This is a genomic window from Geminicoccus flavidas (assembly GCF_009806515.1).
Lineage (GTDB): Bacteria > Pseudomonadota > Alphaproteobacteria > Geminicoccales > Geminicoccaceae > Geminicoccus > Geminicoccus flavidus.
The window spans coordinates 1-773 of the sequence record NZ_WUJP01001120.1 but is presented as its reverse complement, the minus strand read 5'-3'; the positions used below and the strand labels follow the sequence as shown (position 1 = coordinate 773).

At 62.6% G+C, this 773-nt stretch carries 1 protein-coding gene and 1 pseudogene; one reads left to right on the top strand and one right to left on the bottom strand.

Features of this window, described 5'->3' with window-relative positions; genetic code table 11:
• Positions 1-209: 209 nt before the first annotated feature.
• Positions 210-350 (bottom strand): transposase, encoded by a 141-nt coding sequence (locus tag EQG76_RS31375; RefSeq protein ID WP_159719122.1) that lies wholly within the window; start codon positions 348-350, stop codon positions 210-212.
• Positions 351-710: 360 nt separating this feature from the next.
• On the opposite strand from EQG76_RS31375, the pseudogene EQG76_RS33875 reads away from it, so the two are divergent.
• Positions 711-773 (top strand): annotated as a pseudogene (locus EQG76_RS33875) (hypothetical protein); the annotation flags it as partial.

The following is a 773-nucleotide window of genomic DNA, read 5'->3' as shown; positions in this document are numbered from 1 at the left end:
CACACCGGCCGCTTGTCGGTGCGCCCGGATGGTGCTGCCGTCCAAGAAGGTCGTGCCGAGCTGCACGCCATGCTCCTGCGCCATGGCCAGCCGCCGTTCCCACACACCGAGCTTGCCCCATCAGCCGTCAGCAGACGGCTGACCCGGTCTCCAGCGGAGCGGCGGCCAGCAGGTCGCCGAAGGCGGATGAAGGTCTGGGCCGCCATCCACTAAGGGCTGTACTCGGCCGGCAGGCTGCGCCACTTCGCCCCGTTCTGGCAGCGCCAGATGATCGCCTCGATCGTGCGCCGCAGGTCGTGGTGCTGGGTCTTGTGGTGCGGGCGGCACGCCTCGATCAAGGCCGCCAGCACCGCCTATTGTCCATCCGTCAGCCCACCCGTCATCAGCCATCCCATCCGTTGTTCATGCCGCAGATGGGAAGAATGATCAGGAGCTAACAGACCCTAGTCGCTGCCCCCGCACTCACCTGAAAGTCCAATAGAAGCGCAAGAAAGAGCAGACCTTTCCTACAGCCTGACGGAAGAGGGGTAAGGGGTTAAATCCCTACAACGAAAGGGCTTCCAGACCGCAGGTTCTGTCACATGCACGCAGGTGCGAAATGAATTTCGGGAAACCCCCGTTTGAGAGGAGCTCCCGGAAAAGCCTGCCAAAGCACTTGGGGGCCGTCGAGCTGGCTTACTGACTGTCGGTAAAGTCGCTAGACCGAGCTCGCCGCCAACATGAAGCAGGGCGCTGCGCTGATGTTCGCGCACGGCCTGAACATTCACTTCAAG